The organism is Acinetobacter sp. 1125_18A, assembly GCF_052824985.1.
This window is the reverse complement of record NZ_VTDG01000002.1, coordinates 349,786-374,523: the sequence shown is the minus strand read 5'-3', so window position 1 is coordinate 374,523 and position 24,738 is coordinate 349,786. Positions and strand designations below refer to the sequence as shown.

At 39.2% G+C, this 24,738-nt stretch carries 28 protein-coding genes and 1 pseudogene; 14 read left to right on the top strand and 15 right to left on the bottom strand.

The genetic code is table 11. The annotated features are described in order from the left end of the window. Positions 1–66: 66 nt before the first annotated feature. A pseudogene (locus FY049_RS04645) lies at positions 67–375 on the top strand (hypothetical protein); the annotation flags it as partial. 177 nt (positions 376–552) lie between these two features. Here FY049_RS04645 and rpsI read toward each other — a convergent pair. Then, the gene (rpsI, locus tag FY049_RS04640) at positions 553–939 is read right to left on the bottom strand and encodes a 30S ribosomal protein S9 (RefSeq protein ID WP_004647927.1); all 387 of its coding nucleotides are present in this window, start codon (positions 937–939) and stop codon (positions 553–555) included. A gap of 12 nt (positions 940–951) precedes the next feature. Further along, positions 952–1,380, bottom strand: coding sequence for a 50S ribosomal protein L13 (gene rplM / locus FY049_RS04635; protein WP_004722943.1), 429 nt, complete (start codon positions 1,378–1,380; stop codon positions 952–954). A gap of 251 nt (positions 1,381–1,631) precedes the next feature. Between rplM and FY049_RS04630 the strand changes: the two genes are divergently transcribed. The 5 genes from FY049_RS04630 to FY049_RS04610 all read left to right on the top strand — a co-directional run bounded on the left by FY049_RS04630 (position 1,632) and on the right by FY049_RS04610 (position 6,417). Further along, on the top strand, positions 1,632–2,660 hold the full coding sequence (locus tag FY049_RS04630; protein ID WP_335955056.1) for a hypothetical protein: 1,029 nt from the start codon (positions 1,632–1,634) through the stop codon (positions 2,658–2,660). 192 nt (positions 2,661–2,852) lie between these two features. Continuing rightward, positions 2,853–3,824 (top strand): 4-hydroxythreonine-4-phosphate dehydrogenase PdxA, encoded by a 972-nt coding sequence (gene pdxA / locus FY049_RS04625; RefSeq protein WP_166783186.1) that lies wholly within the window; start codon positions 2,853–2,855, stop codon positions 3,822–3,824. Positions 3,825–3,873: 49 nt separating this feature from the next. Then, the gene (locus FY049_RS04620) at positions 3,874–4,728 is read left to right on the top strand and encodes a pilus assembly protein PilJ (protein WP_335955055.1); all 855 of its coding nucleotides are present in this window, start codon (positions 3,874–3,876) and stop codon (positions 4,726–4,728) included. A 27-nt stretch (positions 4,729–4,755) separates the two neighbouring features. Continuing rightward, entirely contained in the window at positions 4,756–5,568 is an 813-nt protein-coding gene (rsmA, locus tag FY049_RS04615) for a 16S rRNA (adenine(1518)-N(6)/adenine(1519)-N(6))-dimethyltransferase RsmA (protein WP_446083258.1), read from the top strand. Next, entirely contained in the window at positions 5,569–6,417 is an 849-nt protein-coding gene (locus FY049_RS04610; protein WP_056514753.1) for a symmetrical bis(5'-nucleosyl)-tetraphosphatase, read from the top strand. A gap of 131 nt (positions 6,418–6,548) precedes the next feature. Here the strand turns inward: FY049_RS04610 and FY049_RS04605 are convergent, their stop codons facing one another. From FY049_RS04605 to hflX, 5 genes are all read right to left on the bottom strand, one after another. After that, entirely contained in the window at positions 6,549–6,995 is a 447-nt protein-coding gene (locus FY049_RS04605) for a DUF2147 domain-containing protein (protein WP_056514750.1), read from the bottom strand. 52 nt (positions 6,996–7,047) lie between these two features. Then, positions 7,048–7,491 carry a DUF2147 domain-containing protein gene (locus FY049_RS04600; RefSeq protein WP_004819221.1) on the bottom strand — a complete coding sequence of 148 codons (444 nt, stop codon included), beginning with the start codon at positions 7,489–7,491 and terminating at the stop codon, positions 7,048–7,050. A 94-nt stretch (positions 7,492–7,585) separates the two neighbouring features. After that, positions 7,586–8,254 (bottom strand): LrgB family protein, encoded by a 669-nt coding sequence (locus tag FY049_RS04595; protein WP_004722933.1) that lies wholly within the window; start codon positions 8,252–8,254, stop codon positions 7,586–7,588. Between the two features lie 9 nt (positions 8,255–8,263). Next, complete coding sequence (locus FY049_RS04590; protein WP_034610058.1) at positions 8,264–8,635, bottom strand: hypothetical protein; 372 nt, start codon at positions 8,633–8,635, stop codon at positions 8,264–8,266. A gap of 43 nt (positions 8,636–8,678) precedes the next feature. Continuing rightward, positions 8,679–10,010: a ribosome rescue GTPase HflX gene (gene hflX, locus FY049_RS04585; RefSeq protein ID WP_056514746.1), complete on the bottom strand. Its 1,332-nt coding sequence runs from the start codon at positions 10,008–10,010 to the stop codon at positions 8,679–8,681. Between the two features lie 348 nt (positions 10,011–10,358). Between hflX and FY049_RS04580 the strand changes: the two genes are divergently transcribed. Continuing rightward, complete coding sequence (locus tag FY049_RS04580) at positions 10,359–11,171, top strand: lysophospholipid acyltransferase family protein (protein ID WP_096733262.1); 813 nt, start codon at positions 10,359–10,361, stop codon at positions 11,169–11,171. A gap of 141 nt (positions 11,172–11,312) precedes the next feature. On the opposite strand, the gene FY049_RS04575 is transcribed toward FY049_RS04580, so the two are convergent. Further along, positions 11,313–12,941, bottom strand: coding sequence for a phospholipase D family protein (locus FY049_RS04575; protein WP_327858162.1), 1,629 nt, complete (start codon positions 12,939–12,941; stop codon positions 11,313–11,315). A gap of 162 nt (positions 12,942–13,103) precedes the next feature. On the opposite strand from FY049_RS04575, the gene FY049_RS04570 reads away from it, so the two are divergent. Next, positions 13,104–14,114 carry a metallophosphoesterase gene (locus FY049_RS04570; protein WP_270382644.1) on the top strand — a complete coding sequence of 337 codons (1,011 nt, stop codon included), beginning with the start codon at positions 13,104–13,106 and terminating at the stop codon, positions 14,112–14,114. 16 nt (positions 14,115–14,130) lie between these two features. On the opposite strand, the gene FY049_RS04565 is transcribed toward FY049_RS04570, so the two are convergent. Together FY049_RS04565 and FY049_RS04560 are read right to left on the bottom strand one after the other, a co-directional pair. Beyond that, positions 14,131–14,712: a hypothetical protein gene (locus tag FY049_RS04565; RefSeq protein ID WP_056514736.1), complete on the bottom strand. Its 582-nt coding sequence runs from the start codon at positions 14,710–14,712 to the stop codon at positions 14,131–14,133. A 141-nt stretch (positions 14,713–14,853) separates the two neighbouring features. Continuing rightward, the gene (locus FY049_RS04560; protein WP_446083257.1) at positions 14,854–15,612 is read right to left on the bottom strand and encodes a ribosomal protein L7/L12; all 759 of its coding nucleotides are present in this window, start codon (positions 15,610–15,612) and stop codon (positions 14,854–14,856) included. A gap of 201 nt (positions 15,613–15,813) precedes the next feature. Between FY049_RS04560 and FY049_RS04555 the strand changes: the two genes are divergently transcribed. The 4 genes from FY049_RS04555 (at position 15,814) to FY049_RS04540 (ending at position 17,836) form a co-directional block, all read left to right on the top strand. Further along, positions 15,814–16,182, top strand: coding sequence for a ribonuclease E inhibitor RraB (locus FY049_RS04555; protein ID WP_004722917.1), 369 nt, complete (start codon positions 15,814–15,816; stop codon positions 16,180–16,182). Between the two features lie 148 nt (positions 16,183–16,330). Then, on the top strand, positions 16,331–16,777 hold the full coding sequence (locus tag FY049_RS04550; protein WP_446083256.1) for an SRPBCC family protein: 447 nt from the start codon (positions 16,331–16,333) through the stop codon (positions 16,775–16,777). Between the two features lie 248 nt (positions 16,778–17,025). Further along, positions 17,026–17,379 carry a DUF488 domain-containing protein gene (locus FY049_RS04545; protein WP_004722913.1) on the top strand — a complete coding sequence of 118 codons (354 nt, stop codon included), beginning with the start codon at positions 17,026–17,028 and terminating at the stop codon, positions 17,377–17,379. A gap of 112 nt (positions 17,380–17,491) precedes the next feature. Next, complete coding sequence (locus tag FY049_RS04540; RefSeq protein WP_034610071.1) at positions 17,492–17,836, top strand: zinc ribbon domain-containing protein YjdM; 345 nt, start codon at positions 17,492–17,494, stop codon at positions 17,834–17,836. 59 nt (positions 17,837–17,895) lie between these two features. Here FY049_RS04540 and FY049_RS04535 read toward each other — a convergent pair whose 3' ends face one another. Beyond that, positions 17,896–18,447 carry a LuxR C-terminal-related transcriptional regulator gene (locus FY049_RS04535; RefSeq protein WP_004722910.1) on the bottom strand — a complete coding sequence of 184 codons (552 nt, stop codon included), beginning with the start codon at positions 18,445–18,447 and terminating at the stop codon, positions 17,896–17,898. Between the two features lie 474 nt (positions 18,448–18,921). On the opposite strand from FY049_RS04535, the gene FY049_RS04530 reads away from it, so the two are divergent. Then, positions 18,922–20,262, top strand: coding sequence for an MFS transporter (locus FY049_RS04530; RefSeq protein WP_056514730.1), 1,341 nt, complete (start codon positions 18,922–18,924; stop codon positions 20,260–20,262). 195 nt (positions 20,263–20,457) lie between these two features. Beyond that, positions 20,458–21,960: a CoA-acylating methylmalonate-semialdehyde dehydrogenase gene (locus FY049_RS04525; RefSeq protein WP_446083255.1), complete on the top strand. Its 1,503-nt coding sequence runs from the start codon at positions 20,458–20,460 to the stop codon at positions 21,958–21,960. Positions 21,961–22,147: 187 nt separating this feature from the next. Here the strand turns inward: FY049_RS04525 and FY049_RS04520 are convergent, their stop codons facing one another. From FY049_RS04520 to FY049_RS04505, 4 genes are read right to left on the bottom strand one after another with little or no spacing between them, the layout of a single operon-like run. Beyond that, positions 22,148–22,564, bottom strand: coding sequence for an ExbD/TolR family protein (locus tag FY049_RS04520; protein ID WP_004722903.1), 417 nt, complete (start codon positions 22,562–22,564; stop codon positions 22,148–22,150). Positions 22,565–22,583: 19 nt separating this feature from the next. Continuing rightward, the gene (locus FY049_RS04515; protein WP_327858166.1) at positions 22,584–23,009 is read right to left on the bottom strand and encodes an ExbD/TolR family protein; all 426 of its coding nucleotides are present in this window, start codon (positions 23,007–23,009) and stop codon (positions 22,584–22,586) included. Between the two features lie 14 nt (positions 23,010–23,023). Then, entirely contained in the window at positions 23,024–23,890 is an 867-nt protein-coding gene (locus FY049_RS04510; RefSeq protein WP_105713262.1) for a MotA/TolQ/ExbB proton channel family protein, read from the bottom strand. A gap of 26 nt (positions 23,891–23,916) precedes the next feature. Continuing rightward, the gene (locus tag FY049_RS04505) at positions 23,917–24,618 is read right to left on the bottom strand and encodes an energy transducer TonB (protein WP_446083254.1); all 702 of its coding nucleotides are present in this window, start codon (positions 24,616–24,618) and stop codon (positions 23,917–23,919) included. Positions 24,619–24,738 lie beyond the last annotated feature (120 nt).

Here is a 24,738-nt window from a genome sequence, read left to right as displayed (position 1 = left end):
GAAAATAAGGATAAACCTATGAATTTAATAAATAAGCACAGTAAATTAGCTTTGGCATTGCTGTTGATGATGAGTATTTCAAATACATATGCAAAGAAGCAATCTGTAGATGCTCAAGTACAAGAGGCTGCTGCTGAAGCAATCGAAGCCGCTGGAGCGGAAGTGGCTGGAGCAGGGGCCTTATGTAGTGCAGATGAGGCCTGTGATGTTGCGTCTGCTGCTTCTGAAGATGAAATGTATGGTGGGATCAAACAAGAATATGTCGTAAAAGGTTGTAAGGTGACGATCTATAATGATGGACCTGTCAAAATGGTCAATGTAAAGACCGATAAGCCATGTAATGCACCGATTCCGAAAGATCATAAGTTCTCTAAGGAAACTCGAACTTATCAGGAAAATGGTTGTACGATTACAGAATCAAAAGCTGCCGATGGGATTTCTGACGCTGTCATGGACTGTTCTAAACGAGATAAAACAAAATAACTTCGAATAGTTACCCCATAAAAAAACCTCGGCAAATGCCGAGGTTTTTTGTCCGATTCGGTAAACGAATTAACGTTTAGAGAATTGAGGACGTTTACGAGCTTTACGTAAACCAAGTTTCTTACGTTCAACTTCACGAGCATCACGAGTAACGAAACCAGCTTGACGAAGAGCAGGTTTTAAAGTCTCATCAGAAGCGATCAATGCACGAGTAATACCGTGACGGATAGCGCCTGCTTGACCACCGATACCACCACCAGCAACAGTGATGTAAAGGTCAAATTTTTCAGTAACTTCTAAAAGCTCAAGTGGTTGACGAACAACCATACGAGCAGTTTCACGACCGAAATACTGTTCAAGAGTGCGGTTGTTGATTACGAGTTTACCAGTACCAGCTGATAGGAAAACACGTGCAGTTGCGGTCTTACGGCGACCTGTACCATAGTTAGTAGCCATGTGCTGTATCCCTTAGATGTCCAAAACTTGTGGCTGTTGAGCAGTATGAGGATGCTCAGTACCAGCGTACACTTTCATTTTCTTGATCATCGCGTAACCAAGAGGACCTTTTGGCAACATGCCTTTTACAGCACGTTCGAAGATTTCTTCTGGTTTGTGAGCAACTAATTTTTCGAAATTAGTTTCACGAATACCACCAGGGAAACCAGTGTGGCGATAGTATTTCTTATCAAGTGATTTTTTACCAGTCACTTGTACTTGTTCAGCATTGATCACAACGATGTAGTCACCAGTGTCAACGTGAGGCGTATAAGAAGTTTTGTGTTTACCGCGTAAACGACGAGCGATTTCAGTCGCAAGGCGACCTAAAGTTTTGCCAGAAGCATCAACAACATACCAGTCGTGTTGAACTTCAGCTGGCTTAGCGCTGAGAGTTTTCATTAAACCACTACCTATTATAGTTGGTTTGGACTATGGAATCTGTCCAAACAAAAAGGAGTGCGAATTCTATCTGAAAAGAGTTAGAGTCGCAATTGAAATATTGAATTTCAAGCGCATCATTATATGGACAAATGTACCCAAAAGCAAAGCTTAGTTTGGATAAAATGTAGTAAGGTTTTCTGATTTATATTGGAATTGTGACGGGATTCATGAATAATTAAGGTGATATACAGAAAATAAGTCAGGCAAAAATGAAAATAATAAATTCAATAAAATTCGTTCTACTGCTATTGGGTATAGGTAACTTAAACCTGAGTTTTGCTCAAGCGGATTTGCAGGATCAGGCATTATCTTTACCGAAACTTTATCCCAGTGTTCCAGTACATTATCAAAGTAAAGCTGATCTTGGAGATCGGCTTATCGCAGTTCAATGGATGACGGAAGATTTTTCAAAAGAATTAAAAGGCGGTGTGGCTATCAATTGCCAGCCTTTCGGTATTCAAGCGACCACAAAAGATATCGTTGCAGGCTCAACGATTCCACTTACGCTATATGATCCAGAAAATGACAATGGAGACGAATATAAATTAAGGGGGACAGTAGGTGCAGATGGTATCGCAAGAGTTGTTTTTGATTTGTGTGAGCCAGAAGCATTTCATGATTTTATTACAGTATCAAATGAGAAGGCGATGCCGTCTAAAACCGTTGAAAGCAAACTTGTTCAAAAAAATCAAACTCAAAAAAATCAAATACATATACCGTTTTCTTTAAAGCCAAACCAGTTAAAGCCAAGCCAATTAAAGAAAGCCCAGTTCAATCAAATGAATTCAAAGAAAGTACTAGAAAATGGAAAAACATGGGAAAATGAAAAAATAAAACAAGTAGGAAAAACCGAAGAAGAAAAAGCAGCAAGAAAACAACAGCGAGGAGAATTAGATACGATCTTGGATGCGAAATGGATGACTGTCGATTTTAGTGAAGAAATTCAATCTGCATATCCTTGCCAAGCGATTGGATTACTCATTCAAACGCAACACATCCCTATTGGTGAAGAAGTCGATACTGTCGTGCAATGGGAGGATGATGACGATAAAAGCCGAAGTGGGGAATATACGGTCTATGGGAAAGTTGAACCAGACCATCGAGTCAGAATAATCTTTGATCAACATATTGATCCAGCCAAGTGTGGGAAAGACGTTGAATCGATGTTTGATTTCACTAAAGTTGATCAAGAGCAAGCTCAACCAGAAACTCGGCCAGCGTCTAAAAGTCAGCTCTAAGCATTCTGTTTACGATGTGATATTCAATCCGTTAATTTTTATAATTGAGTCGCATAGTTTTCTTGAGAAATTGTTTTTGGTTTATTTTTTACATGTTTCCGTTATATTCGATATAAAAATGAACTTGAATTGGAAATGATAATTTAGAACCGATGTATACTGTCTATGCAAGGTCTGTTAAAAGAGTTCTAGATGCTTCCTTTATATATAACCAGTGGTGAGCCTGCTGGCATTGGCCCAGATATTTGTTTAGATTTGGCAGATCGTATTGATGATCGTCCAGTTGTTGTATTGGCTGATATCAATATGTTGAGGGATCGTGCCAAAATTTTAAACAAAAGCGTTCAGCTTATTGAGTATCAAGGGCAGACGGAGTGTTTGGCTCAAGGTCAGCTCTATGTGGAACATGTTCCTTTAGCCGTGGATGTTGCTTTAGGGACGTTAAACTCGCAAAACTCTGCATATGTGATCGAACAATTACGCCGTACTGCATACTATGCCATGCAAGGCCTCAGTGTTGGTGTTGCTACAGCGCCAGTACAAAAGTCAATTATCAATGACGCAGGGATCCACTTCAGCGGTCATACGGAATATTACCAAGAGTTTGCAGGCGTGGAACGTGTGGTCATGATGCTTGCAACAAAAACCTTAAGAGTCGCTTTAGTGACCACACATTTACCATTGCGGGATGTTGCAGATGCCATTACCAAACAGCGTCTCCATCAGGTAATTGATATTCTTATTCATGATTTAAAAACAAAATTTAAAATTAATCATCCGCGTATTTTAGTGTGTGGTTTAAACCCGCATGCTGGAGAGGGTGGCTACTTAGGTCATGAAGAAATTGATACGATCAATCCAGTGCTTGAAAGTTATCGAGTCCAAGGCATAGACATGAGTTTAAGTATGCCTGCTGATACCTTATTTACTGTGGATCATTTAAAAGATACTGATGCTGTTTTGGCGATGTATCACGATCAAGGTTTACCTGTGTTAAAATCGCAGGGATTTGGTGAAGCCATCAATATTACTTTAGGGTTACCTTTTATTCGTACCTCAGTTGATCATGGTACTGCGCTCTCCCTTGCCGGCACAGGCCTTGCAAAAAGTTCAAGTTTGCATGTCGCTGTTGATTTAGCGCTTGATCTCGCTCGCTCGAATTAACTTTATTGAATAATAATTATTTAAATTTCAAACAAATGGAAAATGAGTAATGACAATCATTAAGCATAAGAACAACCATATAAAACCACAATCCATGAAGCGTTGCATAAAAAGTAGCATAGCGGCTGTATTGATCGCCTCTATGCTATCTGCTTGCTCGAACCTTGCAATAGATCACAGTGTATGTGATTTACGGGTTTTGTCACTGCAAATTCCAAGACAGTCACAAGATGTTGTGCAATATGCTGGTTCACTCACTGTAGATAATTTAAAGAACAGCCAAGAAAAATTTAATCAAGCATTGGCAATGGTGCATAAAAAATATGCGAATCATAGTGGCATGGATAAAATGCTTAAAGACGGAGAAGCAATCAATGCTAATATTGATCTTTTGGTAAAGCATAAAAGTAGTATAATTGCCATACAAGACCTCAATATCATCATTCAAGACACTATTCTTGATATTCAAGCTGAATACAATCTGTTAACGGATCAAATGATTCGAGCAAATTATCCCTCAGCTCAAGCCATCATCTCGAAAAATCAAGCTTCTATTGCTGATCGTTTTGCACGTTCAATGAAGAAAATATCAGAAGGTGATGAAAACGTTGTCTATAATATCGAGGATTTTTGGTCTGACCTTGATACATTTGATACTTATCTTCAAGCACAGCTTAAAGGTAATGCTGAATTAGGTATTGAACGTGTTAAAGATGCAGAGATGCGTCAGAGCTTACAATCTATTCAAGAAGATTATGCGAAGATCTTAGAACATCATGAGGCACTCGACCTGCTTAAAAAACGAGATACCTTAGTTGCTATATATCAAGCAACAAGGGAAAATTTAACTAAATCTGATGAAATCTTTAATAGCCTAAGCAAGTTAGAGTCGAATACGCAATAGTGGTCATCAATCAATGTGGAGAATTTTATGTATCAAATTAATGCCCTAAACCCTAAAGATGAAGGGCATCATACGCGTAAGCGTTTTGGACAAAACTTCTTACATGACCAACGTGTGATTGCCAAAATTGTTCGTTCTGTTGCCCCACGATTAGGGGAAAATATTGTTGAAATTGGACCGGGTTTAGCCGCTTTAACTTCACCTTTAAATGGTGAATGTGATGCTTTGACAGTGCTAGAACTGGATCGTGACTTGGCAGCAGGCTTGCCAGGTCGAGTACCACATCCTGAACGCCTCACCATCATTGAAACTGATGCGTTAAAATATGATTTTACTGAATTATTTCAGGAAGGTCGTCCTTTACGTGTGGTCGGAAACCTACCTTATAATATTTCAACACCTTTGCTTTTCCATCTCTTGGAATTTGGTGACAAAGTCAAAGACATGCATTTTATGTTGCAAAAAGAAGTGGTTGATCGTATTACCGCATCTCCAAACACCAAAGAATATGGGCGTTTGTCGGTGATGATTCAATACTTTTGTAAACCTACGTTCTTGTTTGAAGTACCACCGGGATCATTCAATCCACCACCAAAAGTAACATCTGCGGTATTTCGTTTAGAGCCTTATGCGACTAAACCAATTGTTGCTAAAAGTGAAAAAGCCTTGGCTCGTTTGGTATCGCATGTGTTTACCCAACGCCGAAAAACATTACGTAATAGCTTAAAAGGTATGTTGGTTGAAGATGGTTTTGAAAATGCTGGTGTAGATCCAATGGCACGCCCAGAAACCTTAACATTGGCTCAGTTTGTTGCATTATCTGACCAAATGGTGGCTTAAATGGCGCTGGAAAAAGTCAGATATAATTATGTGATTGGTGATGTACAAGGGTGTTTTGAAGCACTGAAAGCACTACTCAAAGAAATCCAGTTCGATGCTGATCAAGATTTTATTTGGTTTGCGGGCGATTTAATCGCACGTGGTGAAAATTCAGTGGGTGCATTACGCTTTATCAAAAAATTATGCGAACAAGGCAATGCTGCGACAGTCCTTGGCAATCATGATTTAAATCTGCTGGCGGTTGCACGTGGGATCAAAAAGCTCAAAGAAAAAGACCATATTGATGATGTCATTCATGCTTTAGAAAGTGATGAATTGGTTGATTGGTTGCGTAAACAGCCTTTGTGTTTATTTCCCAATGAAAAGACGATTTTGACCCATGCGGGTATCCCGAATATTTGGGATGCGGAAAAGACTGCCGCGTTGGCCAAAGAAGTGCAAGCAGTCTTAGCGCATGATGACTTTGCTGTACTGGATTCATTTCTGAAAGAGATGTATGGCACTGAACCAGATTTATGGGGTGATGATTTACAAGGTCATGCTCGCTTACGCTGTATTACTAACTATTTAACCCGTATGCGGCTGACAGATGCACAAGGTCGTTTAGAGTTTAGCTTTAAAGATGCTTTAGATGAGCCGATGCCAGTCGGTTTTCAGCCATGGTTTAAATTTGAATCACAGACAGCAAAAACTCATCAAATCGTTTTTGGACATTGGGCAGCGTTGCAAGGTGAGCGTATCAATGCGCAAATCCAAAATGTAGATGGTGGCTGTGTCTGGGGGCATCAACTGCTGGCTTATCGACTAGAAGATCAAAAACTTTTTAGTGTCGATAATCCTGTTTTTTGAGATGAATAAAAGCCACAACATGTGGCTTTTATTTTGGATAATGTCACGAGATTCAAGCACAGTGTTAATGTGCCATTTTCAATGATTTTAATCTTTTAAATGGCGGGTTTGTCTATCAATTAAAAAGCAAATTATTCTTGTCGAATCCATGTCTGACTTCGACCAATCAGAGAAATACCAAGATAGCCACGTAAGGTTAGGCGGTTTCCACTCGCATTTAAGCGGGCTTTACCGTGATAAATTTTTCCTCCACGAGGATCCAGAACTTCACCACCAATATAGTTGTTTGGGTTATTTGGATCAGCTTTTAACTTTTGTAAAATGGTTAAGCCAATAATTGGTTTATTGGTAAAGGGTGCGGGGCAATTGCGACATTGTGTTAAAGCGGTTTCACCGGGTGCAGGAAAATCTTTAATGATTTTCCCGACATAAGTATCATCTTTTAGTTTCTCGATTTGAATATGTGCACGAACATAACCTGTTTTATCATCAACAGTGCGCCATGTGCCAGTGATGTCAGCTGCATGTGTCCAGCTGATCATTCCCAGTAGCATACAACTGAAAATTCCTTTTTTCATAAGCATACCTATTTTCTTTTAAGTTTAAATGTTGTGATTAGTGAATAAAACCTTATTCACGAATCCAAGTTTGACTACGACCAAGTGCAGACACCCCCACATAACCTCTTAACATCAAGCGATTACCGTTTGAGTTGAGTTTGGCTTTCATGGAGTAAATTTTACCTGTAAGTGGGTCAATAATCTTTCCACCGACATAATCTTCTTCACTGGTTTGTTTGAGATTTTTAAGAACATCCATACCTAAAATGGGTTTATTGGTATAAGGCGCTGGACAGTCTATACAGGTTTCTTTTGGGGTATAACCAGGACGTGGGGTAATTTTGATGATTTTACCGGTATATGTGCCATTGGCTTCTTTGCGTATTTCAAGCACAGCTTTAGATGAGCCAGTTTTATCATCGATATTTTTCCAAGTACCAGTGATATCTTTTGCCATACTGCTACAGCTTAAAACAGAAAATAATGTCCCTAAGATGAACTTATTAAACCTCATTTATTGATTCCTTATCAAAATGGGGGAAAGAATAGTTCATCTTAAGCTGAATAATTACTCTAGGCAATCATGTGAAAAGTAAAATAAATCACATTTATTTTATAAAAAGTATGAAGGTTGGCAACCAGATGGCTGTGAACACCGCATTTACTGCCATTCCAAAGGCTGCATAACGACCTGCAACCGCGCCACGTTGCCAAGCTTGGGCCGTTCCGATGGCATGTGCAGCCAGTCCTAAAGCCAAGCCAGACGCGCGTTCATCATTAATATTGCGTAAAATAATCGATGAAAATGCGGCCCCAATCACGCCCGATAAAATGACGATCAAAATCACCAATGTGACTGGTGAGTGCAATAAAGTTGCAATATTGATTGCAATTGGCGTAGTCACGGCACGTGTAGCAAAGGCCATAATGGTCGGTTCCGACATATGCAGTAAATAAGCCAAGCTCATGGGTAATGCGACAGCACTGATACTGGCAAACACCAAGATCCCCACAACAGATTTCAGTGGTAAATCATCATAACGCATTGCCGCTAATGGAATAGCCAAGGCCACAGTGACATAACCGAGTAGGTGGCTAAATAGACCATTCATATCAGTATTGTATTTTTCATAAGGAATTTTAAAGATCATTAAAATTCCAATCACAAAAAACATGCCAATGACCAGAAGCGGAATTTGAGGAAAGCGTTTATTAATTGGTTTCGCTGCCAAATAGGCAATTAGCGTGATTAAAAACCCAGTGAGTACACTTAACATATCAGCCTCCTATAGCCACTTCTTCGCCATTTTTGCATAAATCCAGAGTGGAATTAGTGTGCTGACAAACATCACAACCAGAAATAAGGGGATCTCTTTTCCCATACTGACCAGCATGATTAATGAACCCGCACATATCGGTAGGAAGGCAAAGCCACTTTCTCTCATTAATTTATTATTGGTATCGACCAGACGGGCAGGGATTTTTTTGAATCTACGCCATAAAACCAACACAAACAGTAGGCTGAGTAGACCTGTTAAATTGCCCAATTCAGGATGATTAAATTGTGACATCACCAACACAGAAGCTTCACGAAAGAAGATGATAAGTCCTATTGTGAAGATCCATGCTTGCCAATCGATACCTTTTAACTGATCCATGTGTGTTTATTTATAAAAATTGATCTTTCACGTTTTAACCGATTTAGCGCTTTATTTCAAACTCTTCTAACGGCCTTTTAAATTGTTCTGCCTTATTTCCAAGGATTTCAACGAGGGGTAAATGTGCCTGATTGATGAGCTGTTCCAGTTTTTGTGGTGCCATGGCAACCACCAATTGTAAGTTGCCTTCATCATCATAATGCTCAGATTCGATGACATTAAGATCGTAAAGTTGATTTTTTAACTTGCCATAAGCGGGTTTTAATTGCAGTTCAAAACGTTGAATTTGGCCCATCAAACATTCATGGACCGCTTTACGTAACAAGTCTAAACCTTGTTGTGTATGGGCTGAAACATAAACACGTTCAGGTTGGTGCGGTTTGGCATAAATGATTTTGGCTTCTTCGCCGCTTTGATCGATCTTGTTATAAACTCTTAATATCGGAACATCTGCGCCAATTTCATTTAACACCGTTTCTACAGCATCAATCTGTTCCATGACATCTGGACTACTCGAATCGATGATATGTAACAGTAAAGAGGCTTCTAAAGTTTCTTCCAAAGTTGCCTTAAAGGATTCGACTAAAGAATGAGCGAGATTGCGCACAAAACCAACAGTGTCTGCAAGAACAAGCGTGCCAATACCATCCCAATCTAAACGGCGTAAGGTTGGATCGAGTGTGGCAAATAATTGATCCGCTGCATAAACATCACTATTTGCCAAAATATTAAAAAGTGTTGATTTGCCTGCATTGGTATAACCGACCAAAGACACGGTTGGGATATTGGCTTTTTGGCGAGCAGCACGACCTTGAATACGTGTTTTTCTGACTTTTTCCAGACGATCTTTGAGCTGTTCCATACGGATGCGTAATAGACGTCGATCTGTTTCAAGTAAGGTTTCACCGGGTCCACGTAGACCAATACCGCCTTTCTGACTGTCTAGATTGCTACGACTGCGGACTAAACGTGATGAAAGATGATCCAACTGAGCCAATTCAACTTGCAGCTTACCTTCATGGGTACGGGCACGCTGCGCAAAAATATCAAGAATCAAACCCGTACGGTCAATCACACGACATTTTAAAATACGTTCTAAATTACGTTCCTGAGCGGGTGAAAGCGCTTGGTCGAAAATAACCAACTCCACTTCATCTGCCTCAACTTGTTCAGCAATTTCTTCTGCTTTACCTGAACCAATAAAGAACTTAGGATCGGGTTTAATCCGTTGTACGCTTAAATGCTCTAATATATCCGCGCCCGCAGATTTAGCCAGTAATCGAAATTCTTCTGCATCAAGATCTTCTAAGATTTGAACATTCACACTGACTAAAATGGTTTTTTCACCACCTTGATTTTGATCAAAGTATTCCACAGATTGTAAAACTCAGACATTAGATTAGAAAAATCATTCTAAAGGATATTCCGTGTGAAATCCTAAGCCGTATGCAAAGTATTGCAATAAAATTATAAATATATGAATTTATGGTGAAATCTTAATTTGGGTTTTCCTGTTGTTTTAACGGGGGAGTTAAAATTTAGTAAAAATGTATAGCTGCTTGATGGAGCGCAAATTTTGCTACAATTTAGCGTTGAGGTGATTTGGCTATTCATTTCGCACAGTAAATCAATGTTGTTGTCTTTATGATGAATGCAAGTTGATTTAGATATGTATACAATAGTGTCAGTTTAATATGACATACATTTTGTTTAGTGAATATCTATGACTCAACAACAAGCAATCAAAAAGTCAAAATCATCGAAATTAAGTGCTTTATCTAAAGTCTTTTTGTACAGTAAAAAACTGGTATCAGGAACATCTGCTGTTGCAGAAGGCTTTTATCTGGTTTACCGCCATCAACTCTATAAAGATCCGAATAATCCTAAAAATACCCGTTATGTGCAGTATTTTTGTCGCCGTTTAAGTGAAGTATTTAATGTCGACGTGCGTGTACATGGCGATATTCCGCGTGAACCAGCATTGTGGGTGAGTAATCATATTTCATGGTTGGATATTGCTGTTTTAGGTTCAGGGGCACGGGTATTCTTTTTAGCGAAAGCTGAAATTGAAAAATGGCCAGTTTTTGGCAATTTGGCTAAAGGTGGTGGAACCTTATTTATTAAACGTGGTTCAGGGGATTCGGTGCGTATTCGAGAGCAAATCGCTGAGTTCTTAAGTAAAGATATTCCAGTGTTGTTTTTCCCTGAAGCAACGACCACTGATGGTTCAAAAGTTAAAAAAGTACATGGTCGGATCTTAGGTGCGGCAATCGAAGCCAAGAAACCCGTACAAGTATGTGTGATTTGCTATGTAAATCAACATGGGCAATTAGATACCGTGGTGCCTTTTATTGGCGAAACCACATTTGTCGAACATGTCCAAGCTGTGCTGGAAATGCCAAAGGTTGTGGCGCATCTCAAAACCTTTCCGGCGATTGCAACAGAAGGGCATACGGTTGAAAGTCTGACGCAACAAGTGCAAGTGATGATGCAAAAAGGTTTGGAAGATCTACAGAAAGAAGTTTTGCAAGGCTAGGCTTTGCTAAGGATCAAAAGCTTTTAGATTATTTTAAGTAGAAGCGAAACTAGCTATGTCTCTGTGGTAAATGAGTATGATCTTTTAAGCGTGCATCATTTACCACATGAGATGATGATCATTTAAGGCAAAATGATCAGCTTACATAAAGCCCTCAATCGGCAACCAAGAAATCACCTTAATTCCTGCTTTTTGCCACCACTTCATTTTTGGCTCTTTTCTTAAAGTGACAATGCCTTGAGGCGTTTCTTTGAGCCAGTTGATTTTATTCTGTGAATCTAAAACCAGCTTATAAGCATATTTTTTTAAATTATCGTCCATAGTTTTATGTACGGCAATCGCCAACGGTGGACTATTGATAATGACCCCAATCTCAGTATTTAAGTTGGCTGAACGTGGGTCGAAATTAAATGAGCCAATAAACACTTGTTTATTATCTACAGCCATCAGTTTGGCATGCAAGCTAGAACGGCTTAAGCCTTTTAAGCTAACTTTGGCTTTCTTTGAGATTTCTTCTGAATTGGCATAGAGATTCTCTTCAGAAACGGCAGGCAGAAACTCATAAAGCTCGACACCATTTTTTAATAAATTATCTCGATATTTTGCATAAAATGCATGCACCAACGCGACATCATTGGCTTTAAATGAGTTGGTCAGGACACGTACTTTAACGCCCTCATCTGCCAACTCAACCAGTTTCTTTGCCCCTTTTTTTTGCGGAACAAAATAAGCAGAAATCAGATCGACATTTTGAGTCGGGATATCTAAGCGCTTCACCATTTGGAAGTTAAGATGCTGTTCTTTTTTGGCCTTGGCCTGAATTTTATCAGGAGCATCTTTGACCACCTCTGCTTTGACCCAATCCAGTTGAATATTCTGATTGAGCCACTGATCAAAAGCATGGGTGCGATTACTTAAATTCAAATAATTTTGAACCGTAATTTCTTGGTAATGGTGGGTTAATTGTTCTTTTAGGCTGTCATAACGTAAGGTGTAGGTACTGTGATTGACAATATTTCTCACCGGATAAGCATAGCTATGATTCCAGTATTCATCAAAGGAATGGGTAATATCATCTACCGCTTGCCCCACCAGCATGACATCTACATCTGAAAATTGGTAATTGTCACTGACGTTATAATATTGATTACTCATATTACGTCCGCCAATTAATGAAATTTGATTGTCAGCAGTAAAGGTCTTGTTATGCATGCGACGGTTGATACGTTTTAAATCCAGTACCATGTCTATGGGGCGAATACTTCTAAAACGGTAAGGGTTAAATAGTTTTACTTCTATGTTTGGGTGTTGATCTAAGGCGAGATAAACCCCTTCCATTTGTTTGGCATTATTATCATCAATCAGTAAACGAACTTTAACACCGCGATCTGCGGCTTCAATAATTTTGTATAAAGCCAATGAGCCAATTTTGTCATTGTCCCAAATGTAATATTGCAAATCTAAAGTTTTTTGTGCTTTTTCAATCAAGTTGATGCGTGCTGCGATTGCTTCCAGCGGATCATAAAGAACGTGATAACCGGTTAATTCAGGGTTTTGTGCTTTTAATGGAGAAATAATTTGTGCCAAAGGGGTGTCTTTGGTGTCTATATCGTAGGCATATTCGGGTTTAATATTTTCTTGTCGAGGTAGGGTTGAACAGGCAGAAAGGCTGAGTAATAGGCAAGAACCGATCATCACCCAGCATTTTGAAGCATGGTGATTGTGAGCTTTTTGCTGTAATTGGGTATTACGATTGATCGTTCTTTGCATAATATTTTCTAAGATTTCTCAGAGCTAGAGTATAATTGCCTGAGGATATATTGACAATTCGTCGATGTTTGCCGAAATGCAATCCATTTATGAAATGCCAATGTAGCCTTTTCAAAAGATAAATAAAGAGATGACAAGTACACGCGACTTGCGAGATTGAATATGTTTCCAACCCTAACTGTTACATCAATTTTTTATCTCTGCTTCATTGTGCTTGCGGTATGGGGAATAAGCCAAGCCTGGTTAAGTCAATCTAGAACTGAAACGATCCATCCTTTTAAGTCTTTCGTCCATTTACTGGCATTCTACCTGTCTTATTTATTAATTCCGTTGTTATTTTTTAGCATTTATGCAGGTTATATCGGAAAATTCTCATTACATGAAAGTATTTTTATTTTCTTGCTTAGTGCATTGCTGATTTATGCACGCTTTATTGAACCACATCGAGTTCATGTTCAGCATATACAATATTCGTTGGGGCAGGAGAAAACCTTCACTCAACCGATTAAAGTTGCGTTGCTTGCTGATTTACACATTGGTCTGTTTTCTGGACATGAGCGTCAGCTTAAAACAATTGTCAAAAAAATTAATTTGGCTCAACCCGATTTTGTCGTGGTTGCAGGGGATTGGACCTATGAACCTGAAAATAAATTGGTTGAAGAACTGGCGATTTTAAAACAGATCGAAGCTCCGGTTTATTCAGTAAATGGTAATCATGATGAGCAATATCCAGGACCACCGATTCAAGCCTTATTGGCCAGTGCCTTAGAGGCCAATAACGTGATGGATATTGAAGGTAAAATTGTTGAATTTGATGATTTTCGCTTAATCGGTGTCGGGGATTTATGGGCAGGCAAGGCGGATATGCGTTATATGCCCGATTTACCTCAAGACAAGCCGTGGTTAATTTTGTCACATAACCCTGATACGGTAGATATGGTGCCACAGTTGCCTACACGTCCGTTGATGCTGTCAGGGCATACACATGGCGGGCAAGTTGAATTGCCGTGGTTGACCAGTTATGTGATGAAAAAAGTTTCTATCCTTGGTCATAAACGAGGCTTGTATCAGCATGAAAATGCCGATGTATTTGTCAGTGTCGGTACCGGTATGGTGGGTGTACCTTTTCGGTTTAGAGTACCACCAACCATTGATATTATTGAGCTGAGTTAAATTTCATACTGATCAATCATGTTTTAAAATAGTAAAAGGCTGCAATCCCAATCAAAACAAGAAACCCAATCAATAACAGCATGCTGCTGGACTTATTCTGATGACTCAAGTCTTCCACCCCTGAGGTTTGAACCGAAGCGTGAGTAGGGCTTGTTGAATCATAAGATGAAGACTTTGCTTGTGATGAGGTATTTTGCGTCTGTCCTTGCATAAAGTTTTCGGCAAATTTGGATAAAGCATCTGGTTGAGTCAAATCGATTTGGAATTGTTTTTTGATCTCTTGCCAGTCGGGATGTTGATCATTGATTTCAATGGTCTTACCATCCTGATTGGTCATTTTCACCGTACTAGATGAAAAGTTGAATTCAAAAGATTTGCTTTCATTTTTTATATTCGGCATTTCTCCCGATAAAATTTGAGGGTTTGCTTTAAAAGCCTGAAGCGCATCTGGTGATTCATGCAGGATGCGGACTAAATTTTTTGCTGCGGTTGGATCTAGCTGAAGGTGTGCAATAAGGAATTGTTCAGCCTGTTCTGTTTGATGGTGTTCAAGCAGATCAAGCAATGTTTGTAATTGTGTTTGATTCAATTGGTACATACGCATCTCGAATAATTTAAATGATGAGAACAATAGCGTTTAGTTGAATGGCTTTCTTTTGACTGTTTTAAACTTTATTAATCATCCTGTATTGCATATTCAATTTTATTGCCGTGTTAAATTTTATCGCGGTGTTGCATCTTATTGCTTGATAAAAAATTGATGGGCAATCACAGCAACAATCACAATCACAACAAGCATAAAAATAGCTAAGCCTTTTTTCTTGGTTTGATCTTCAATACCGACAGGTTGGGTTGTTGCGCTGGATGGGCGGGGAATTGGTTGAACATTATGTGTCGAATTGACAGCACTATCACGTGCTTTGGCTTTCATCGCAGCAATATAGGCAGCAGCCGAATCATATGTTTCACCTTGTGTAAAATGACGCATAATTTCATCCCAGTCAGGATGATGTTCATCAATCAACACTTTTTGATGATCTTGATATAACACATAGATTTCACCAGTTTCAAAATTTGACTGAATTGTCTTATAGCGAGGATGCTGACTGTCATAAAAATCATCATCGAACTGAAACTGATTGATTGCTAAATTGGGATTTTCAGTGAGCTGTTCTACAAAGTCTTTGGCATCTTTTAGCCCAAGGTTTGAATTTTCCATGACCAGTTTAATCGCTTCAATTTTACGATTTTGTTGGATTAGGGAAAGGATGTCTTGTTGAGGAATTTGCAAGTGTATATCACGGGAATTATCACTTTGAGCTGTATCTGCAAATGCGAAGTTGTATGCGTTTTCTGTCAGATTTTCTACATAATCCTTGGCTTCTTTTAAGCCTAAATCTGAATGGTCTTTGACCCATTTAACTGCTTCAACTTTACGACCTTGTTGAATCAGTAACAGAATTTCTTGTCGTTGTTGTGGGTTAAAGTTTGGCATCATGCACCTTTCATTATTGGTTTAATCATCAATGAATATTGATCAACAACAGACCCTAATCATAGAATTAATTCAATTTTTATTACAAATTGATGCCAAATAAAAGTAGTAATTTGTGTGCGAATAGGCAATATTTTAAAACTGTCATAAAACTTTGCTATTGTAAAAGTCATAATATTTATAACCTTAAAAGAGGGCTTGGCCATGACTCGTGATTTTGAAAAATTCCCAGAAGATGATAATGGTAATCTACTTTGGCAAATGCACGAAGATGGTGATGATTTAGAAGAGGTACATGAAATCGAGTTTTCTGTGTATTTTAAAACACAAGAACTTGCTGAAAAATGTGCAATCTATCTTTTACACGAAGAGCAAAAAATTTCGCTGTATTTGGATGAAGAAGTGCAGCCTAATGAATGGGTGATTACGGTTTATGTTCATCTGATTCCAGACTACGAAGATGTTGTTGATTTAGAGCAATGGTTTAGTAAAATTGCTGAGCAGTTTGAAGGTGAATATGATGGTTGGGGATGTACAACCTATATATTTGATGATGAAGACGATGAAGAATAATGGTCTTTAGACGACGCATATTGTTTTAAAAGCATATCCTTGTTGATATGCTTTTTTTTAAGTTTCAGACTACTCAAACCATACAAATGAAAGCTTTGTACAGCGCTAAACTTGATTTTCAACAACAATAATAGTCAAGGATATGAGTATGAGTAATACGGTAAAGTTGCATCGCGTTTTTAGTGCACCACCAGAGCGAGTCTATAAAGCTTTCTTAGACCCAGATGCAATTGTAAAGTGGATGCCTCCACATGGTTTTACAGCAAAACTTCATCAAATGGATGCAACGGTTGGTGGTTCTTATCGAATGTCATTTACCAATTTCTCTACAGGTACAATCCATTCATTTGGTGGAACTTATGCAGAGCTGATTCCCAACCAACGCATACGATATTTTGATCGATTTGATAATCCTGAACTCGCTGGCGAAATTGAAGTAATCATTGAAATAAAAGGTGTGCTTGTCGGAACGGAAGTCAATATTACCCAGTCAGGTATTCCTAAACTGATTCCTGTTGAGGCTTGTTATTTGGGATGGCAAGAGTCTTTGCAATTACTTGGTCTCTTGGTCAATCCAACAATTCCAGATCAATAAACTCGCGTGAGTGACCTATAAACTATCGCTATAGATCTGCTTTGGTATTTATATCATTCATCTATCATCCATTAAACGGGCAATACAATTCAATCATTGATTGCCTGAGTAAGCACCAAGCCTCGCCTATGTTTGCAGGCTAAGCTGTGATGGGGGACAATGTGTTTTTATTCCCACATTGTCACTTTACACAACCATATTTCTCATCATTTGAAATAATTTTAGAATAACTTCGGTTCGGAATAACAATGACGATTTATAGCAAACGAATTTATGATGCGGTTTCAGAAACAGATGGTCAACGAATTTTGGTTGATCGTTTGTGGCCACGTGGTATTAAAAAAGATGATGCTAAGATTGACTTATGGCCGAAAGAAATTACCCCGTCCAATGAACTCAGAAAATGGTATCACGAGGATAGCGAAAACCGTTGGGATGAGTTTCAACAACGTTATCGCGTTGAATTATCACAGGTTACAGTACAATTAGAAGAGCTGCGGAAACTTATAGCACAAGGTCCTATAACCTTATTAACGGCGGCCAAAAATCAAGGGCGAAATCATGTCAGTGTTTTGTTGGATGTTCTAAATCATAAAGCCTAGTTTTATTGATCGCGGTTGATTTTAAATTATTCCTTATATTTATTATGGTTTTTAAGTTGATGAAAAATCTTAAAATGCTATGATTGTGATTTGAACCGAAGTTGAGCTCATTATGTCTTTGCCACATTGTCCAAAATGTAATTCAGAATATACCTATCAAGATAGCGATTTATTGATTTGCCCAGAATGTAGTTATGAATGGAAAGATGGCGAGCAAGTAACAGCAGATGACAGCGTGACGATTAAAGATGCTGTTGGCAATATCTTGGCAGATGGCGATTCAGTGACAGTGATTAAAGACTTAAAAATTAAAGGTTCTTCTGCAGTGGTTAAGGTAGGAACCAAAGTCAAAAGTATTCGTTTACTGGTAGACAGTAATGATGGGCATGATATTGATTGTAAAATTGATGGTATTGGTCCCATGAAGTTAAAGTCAGAATTTGTGAAAAAAGCTTAATTTTTTTGAGGTTCATCAATGATCACAGCAATTCAACTGTGATCATTTTTTTGTCTATATCATTTTTCTCGAATGATAATTTTTGAGGTTAGTTCTGCTTTGGAGCGAACGCCCAACTTTTTCATTAAATTTGCTTTATGTACTTCTATGGTCCGATGCGACAGCTCTAATTTTCGTGCAATTTCTTTACAGGTAAATCCATTGACAATCAATTGGGTAATTTCTGATTCACGTTTAGTCAATTTTTGCTTAGAAGACAGCACCTGATCTTTACGTTCAAAATGCCAGACCATCAATTTAAAGGGATCTTCAGGTGTTAAGGTTTGCCCATGGGTATGTGTCCAAAAGATTTCGCCATTTTTGTGCTGCATAAAGCGCTGATCAGAGTAGTAATGGCTTTTTTTTAACAATAGGCTTTGTAATGCATCATTCCCAACCTTTTCATAATCCTCAAGGCTAGGAAAAATTTTGACTATGGATTGCTCAATTAATTCCCCACGCTCATAGCCAAACAGATTGGCAAATGCAGCATTCATTTCCATCATGTGTCGATAACTTAATACAACAATCGGTGCAGGGCTAAAATCAAATGCGATTTTATTATAGTTCATAATAAGCATCCTTACTTAGTATAATAATGAATATAACGCGATAGCGAGAAATAACAAGTATTCGATCGTTGATTTTTTATAATATGATGAAAATTAAATAGATTATTTTTTTAATGTGATGCATATAAATTTAGAGTTTCGAATAGTTTGTAATGGATCACATTTTTTATATTTAACTTTAGTCTATATTGGTGTTTTTTTGTATAAGTAATTGTATTTAATTTATTTATTTAATTTTAAAAACTACTTAAGTAATTAAGGGTGTTGACTGAAAAAAGCAATTGATTCACATTGATGATGAGAAGCACTCAGGTTATTTAGAATTTTTTATCAGGATAAATCAATATTAATCTTGGCTTCTTATTTTAAATTGTTTATGTAAAAAGAATTAGATCACCTTAATAAATATAATCAGGATGGATTATCTCTAAGGTGATGAATGGATGACAATACTAAGAATTGGGCGAGGTAGCGATGGAGCATATACAAGGATCAAGTCCTCAACAACCGAAAAAGTCTTCACACCGTCTGGCGGGTATCTCCAGCATGGTCGGAACGACAATCGAGTGGTACGACTTTTTTATTTACGGTGCAGCCGCAGCATTAATTTTCAATAAACTGTTTTTCCCCAATCTTGATCCATTAACAGGTGTATTGGCCGCGTTTGCCACATACGCTGTTGGCTTTATTGGACGTCCGTTGGGAGGCATTATCTTTGGTCATTTTGGAGACAAAATTGGTCGGAAAACCATGCTGCTAACCACGCTGATTATGATGGGGATTCCTACCGTTTTAATTGGCCTATTGCCAACCTACGAAAGTATTGGATATTGGGCGACATTTTTTCTGGTGATTTTGCGTTTTGTTCAAGGTATGGCAATGGGCGGAGAGTGGGGCGGTGCCGTGTTGATGGCTGTGGAGCATGCTCCTGAAGGCGGTAAAGGCTTTTGGGGCAGTCTACCTCAAGCAAGTGCTGGTGGTGGTTTAATGTTGGCCTCTATCGCATTGGGTTTGGTTTCACTTTTACCCGAAGCAAGTCTATTTAGTTGGGGCTGGCGTCTGCCTTTCCTTGCCAGCATTTTATTGTTAGGTGTGGGTTGGTATATCCGTGTCAAAGTGCCTGAGTCACCCGATTTTGAAAAAGTAAAACAACAAGCACAAGAAGTTAAAGTTCCAGCAATGCAGGTCTTTAAAAATCATCCACGCGAATTACTCACGATTATCTTTGCCCGTGCTGCTGAAAATGCATGGTTTTATATTGCCTCTACTTTTGCCTTAGCCTACACCACAACCAAGTTGGGTATTCCTCGCCAAGACATTTTGTTTGCAACGATTTGTGGTGCAGGCTTAATCATGGTGATGACGCCATTATGTGGACATTTATCCGACAAAGTTGGGCAGCGTAATATGTTTATGTTTGGTCTAGTGGTCCTTGCATTGTATTGCTATCCGTTCTTTAGCATGTTGGATACCAAGGACCCAGTCTTGGTATGGACCGCAATTGTTTTAGCAATCGGCGTGGTGTTTCCGATCATGTATGCGCCACAGTCTCAGTTATTTGCTCGACAGTTTCCTGCCGAAATTCGCTACAGTGGCATCTCGATTTCAGTTCAATTCGCAGGTGTATTAGGCGGTGGACTTGCACCATTGATCGCCACCAAATTACTAAGTATTGGTAATGGTAGTCCTCATTTGATTATTACCTACATCATGAGTATGGCGATTTTCGCAATCTTCTGTAGCTTCTTTATGAAGCGTGATGATCTTAGCCCCGCGAGACAGCGTAAATCAGTGAAAAGCAAATTGTCTGTTTAATGCAAAGTAGTGATTCAAAGCAAAGCATTGCAATCAATCATTCAATTTACCACGCTTAATTTTCAGGAATGAATATGAATATTTCCTTTATCAGCCTTGGGAATATGGGGTTTTCTCGCCAAAGTGGTCATGGAAAGACCGTCTTCAGTAGCATTTTAAATTTAGTTTCAGTATCAGCGTGAAGGAAAAATCAGGATGAACACTTTGATCGGACATTATATTTCAGGCCGTCATATCACTGAAACTCAACATTCAGGCCCAGTATTTAATCCCTCTAAGGGTGAAGAAATTGCGCGTTGTGCTTATGGTGATGCAACAGTGATTGATACTGCCGTGAAAGCCGCCACATCAGCAAATGCAAAAAAATGGGCAAAAGCTTCACATGCTACACGTTTGCAAGTTCTGTTTAAATTACGTGAATTAATGATTGCCAAAACAGCTGAGTTGGCAGAAATCATTGGTCGTGAACATGGCAAAACCATTGCCGATGCAATCGGTGAAATTGGCCGTGCGATTGAAGGAATTGAATTTGCTTGTAATGCCCCACAGATTACTAAGGGCGAATATGCACGTAATGTTGCAGGCGACATCGATGTGTTTTCTGTACGGGTTCCTGTGGGTGTGGTGGGCTGCATTACCCCGTTTAATTTTCCCATCATGATTCCTGCTGTCATGATAGCCATGGCTGTTTCTGTGGGGAATTCAATAGTTTGGAAACCGTCTGAAAAAGTGCCTTCGGCTGCATTATTTTTTGCAGAGTTATGGAAAGAAGCGGGTCTTCCAGACGATGTATTTAATGTTGTACAAGGGGATAAAACAGCAGTCGATGCATTACTTGAACATCCTGAAATCGCGGCTGTGAGCTTTGTGGGCTCTACACAGATTGGTGAATATGTTTACCAAAAAGGCACCTCACATAACAAACGTGTTGCAGCATTTACTGGCGGGAAAAATCACATGGTGGTGATGCCTGATGCCGATCTTGAAGCGGCTGCAAATGCCTTTGTTTCAGCAGGGTTTGGTTCAGCCAGTCAGCGTTGTATGGCGGTATCACTGCTGATTCCCGTAGGTGCTGAAACGGCAGATCACTTACGCCAACGTATCGTAGAAAAAATCAAAGCATTGAAAGTTGGCGCATACAATGATCCGACTGCAGATTTTGGTGCGGTGATTAGTGCGCAATCGCAACAATCTGTTTTAAAGGCAATTGATCAATGTATTGCAGATGGTGCTGAGTTGGTGGTGGATGGTCGTGATTTTAAACATCCAGAGTATGCCAATGGCTATTATATCGGACCAACTTTATTTGATTATTTATCTATGGATATGGATTTTTATCAACAAGAGGTTTTTGGCCCAGCGCGAGGAATTTTACGCGTCAATAGTTTAGATGAGGCAATTGCTGTGACCAATAGCCATGAATATGGCAATGGTTCGGTGATTTTTACCCGTGATGGAAAGTCAGCACATCGCTTCTTTATGGAAGTTGAGTCGGGCATGATTGGTGTTAATGTGCCTGTACCACTCCCAGTGAGTTATTTTAACTTTGGTGGTTTGCGACGTTCAAAATTTGGTGAGTCGCATTTATATGGTCCAGATGCCGCTCGTTTCTATACCAAGTTAAAATCTGTTTCACAAAAATGGCCTGATCCTGAACAACAAGATCAAGCCATTTCTTTGGCATTTAAAATCACTTAATTGATTCCATGTCGATGATCAGCCAGCAGATGCTGGCTTTTTTAAGTGTGAGTGAATGCCAAATATATCGAGTGTTGTGTTCTTTATAATGTTGCACTATGAATAAATCGTCCCGAAAGATTGCATAGATCAAGGACTCAAAGCTGCAAGTCGATTGCACTGTGCAGCTTTGTTCATCCCTTAAATATTATTGGCTTGCTGCAATTCCGATTTTTTTAACATTTAATCGTTGCGCGGCTGCCATCACCATTGCCACATCCTTATATTCAGTCAGTTTATCGGGCTGCACTTTAATCGGATCTTGATCTGATTTCTGTGCAACACCCGCAAATAAAACTTCTAGCGCTTGTTTATTTTCAACAGCTTGATCATTCCAAAAGATTTTACCTTGAGGGTCAATACGTAAGGTGACTGGCTCAGGTGGCTTCTCATTGGTAGGTGGTGGTGCGCCATTGGGCAAGTCAATATTGATCGCATTATTTGGAATTGGGATGGTGATAATAAACATAATTAACAACACCAACATCACATCAATAAGTGGCGTCATATTGACATCTAACATCACATCATCATCGTCTTTATTGGCACCTACATTCATACCCATAAACTGTTCCTTCTCCCGATTATGGTGCGGCAACAGGTGTCGTGACAAAAGCGATTTTGCCGATACCTGCTTGCTTGGTAGCACTAATGACTTCATCAATCGCTTCAAATTTTGTCACTTGATCACCACGAATATGTACCTCTGGCTGTGGGCGTTTTGCTGCCTCAGCCTGTAAACGATTGATCAGTGTATTTTTATCTGTGATATACTTTTCGTTCCAAAAAATATCTCCCGCTTTATTGACCGCGATTTGCACATTAATTGGCTTAGTGACATAAGGTGTATTTTTTTCCTCAGGCAACTTGACTGGAACCGTGTGAATTGCAACGGGGACGGTGATTAAAAATATAATCAGCAGAACCAGCATAATATCCACCAAAGGTGTGGTGTTAATCGCTGAAATTACATCATCTTCGTCACTGCCTGAATTGACTGTCATGCTCATAATAGATACCTCATTTATTTCGCATCACCACTGTTTTTGATCTCGCCACTGAGTAGAACAGTATGTAAGTCAGAACCAAAAGTACGTACATTATCCAATACTGCTTTATTACGGCGGGTGAGCCAGTTATAACCAAGTACCGCAGGCACGGCTACAGCAAGACCGATTGCCGTCATGATCAGTGCTTCACCGACAGGTCCAGCAACTTTATCAATAGAGGCCTGACCCGAAATGCCAATTGCAGTAAGTGCATGATAGATTCCCCAAACTGTACCGAACAAACCAACGAATGGTGCGGTAGAACCGACGGTTGCAAGAAATGCTAAACCACCACTTAAATGACTTTGAATTTTATCAATTGCACGTTGAATTGACATTGTGACCCAAGTATTAAAGTCGATACGCTCGAGTAGGTTTCCGCCATGTTTTTTGGTTGAGTTAATGCCTTTTTCAGCAATAAAACGATAAGCACTTGCTTCGCCTAGCGTTCCCGCAGCGCCGTCAATTGATGCAGCATCCCAGAATTTGGCTTCAACTTCTTTACCTTGGCGTTTAATTTTTGCCTGCTGAATAAACTTGGTCACCATGATGTACCACGTTCCAATCGACATCAGGACCAAGATAAATAAGGTTGATTTAGCCACAATATCACCTTCGCGCCATAGTGCTTCTAAACCGTAAGGGTTGTGAACAGCTTGTGTTGTTGCTGGTTTAGGTGGTGGTGTATGTGTTTCACTGGTTGCTGTATTGGTCGTCGTTACAGTCGCAGGCGTTGCAGTGGTTTCTTCTGCAAATACACTAGATACAGGCAGTAGGGTGCTTGCAGTTAAAATCCCAACAGAAGCAAATAGTCGTACAGATTTCAGCGTTTTATTCATCATTTATCTCCAATTTTTTATTTAATTGATTACTGCAATACAAATTCATAAGGTATGTCGTACCAAGAATCTTGAGGTTCGCCATTCTTTAACGCAGGTTTAAACGTACATAAGCTATAAGATTTCGCAGCCGCTTTATCTAAGCTTTTACTCCCACTCGATTTTTTAACTTTGGCCTCTTTAACTTTTCCATCACTACCCACAAATACCGAAATAAGAACTTCACCTTGCTCTTCATTTTGTAAAGCTTCACGCGTGTACCCGGGTGTTTTACAACCTGCTTCTCCACTCGATACACCTCGTGTTTCACCTGCTGGTTTGGGTTTTGCAGGTTCAGGTTTTGACGTCGTTTCTGGCTTTGGCGTCGGTGTCGGCTCAGAACTTTCTGAGGTTTTTGGCGTTGCTGTGGGTGTAGGTGTAGCCGTCTGCTTTGGTGTTGCTGTAGGTTTTTCCATTGGTTTTTCGGTCGGCTTTGGATCTGGTGTTTTCAACACTTTCTCCACCAACTTTGGCAGTTCTGGTGGCTTTTCAATGGGTTTAGGTTTTTCTGGTTCAGGTTTTTTGTCCTGAATAATCAGTAATTCAACAGGTTCATCCGCTGGTTTTTCAACTGTCTTGGATAAACCCGTAATCAAGCCATAGAGAATGATTAGATGCAGTAAGATGACTGCTCCAATCCCGATCAGGCGTTTGGAAGAATTATTTTCTAATTCTGAAAAATTCTTGCCCATTGCTACTCCTGAAATGAGAGACAAACAATAAATAGTAAAAGAGAGACGATAAAAAAATTCTGTTCAATTCTTTTGTTTGGCTAAGTGAATGAATCAATTTCGCAAACACCATGACTTGAT